The 646-nt window shown below is 43.5% G+C and carries 1 protein-coding gene; it reads left to right on the forward strand.

Annotated features, from left to right (window positions below):
• Positions 1-265: 265 nt before the first annotated feature.
• A partial coding sequence (locus KTE19_RS13315; RefSeq protein WP_217342492.1) for an IS3 family transposase occupies positions 266-646 on the forward strand: 381 nt, incomplete at its 3' end.

Consider the following 646-nt stretch of genomic DNA (forward strand, 5'->3'; position numbering starts at 1 on the left):
CTAAGAAACGGTCAACTAAGAAGAAACTTTCTCTGGAAGAAAATCGTCTTAAGCAACTAGAAGCTGAAAATTTGGAGTTACGCATCAAAAATGAAGCGTTAAAATTATTGGCCTCGATGAAGCAACGAACAAAGAACTCGCCCAAGTAATCTGCACCCTCGAGGCCCAATTTAAGCTGACTGACCTTCTACGGGTCTTACCAATTTCACCAGATACCTTTTTCTACTGGAAGCGTCAATTTAAGCTACCAGACAAGGATGGCCAATTGAAACACTTGATTTCCCGCATCTGGAATCAGGATCACCATATGGGCGTTCTACGGATTACTCAAGCCCTCCTGAACGATTTTGACCTTAAGGTCAATCATAAGCGCGTTTATCGATTGATGAAGGAGTTAGGGATTCAAGGAGAAGGCTATCACAAGAAAACTCGCAAGTACGACTCCTCTAAGGGCCCGGAAGGAACGCGAGTTAAAAATCGATTACATCGGCGTTTTCAAACTGATCGGCCAAATCAGAAGATGGTTTCCGATGTGACTGAATTCAAAGTTCCCCAAACTCAGGAAAAGGTCTACTTTGAGCCAATCATGGACTTATACAACAACGAGATTCTTACCTATGCCATTACGGCCGGTAGCCCGAACCTT

Source organism: Lentilactobacillus dabitei (genome assembly GCF_019061365.1).
GTDB lineage: Bacteria > Bacillota > Bacilli > Lactobacillales > Lactobacillaceae > Lentilactobacillus > Lentilactobacillus dabitei.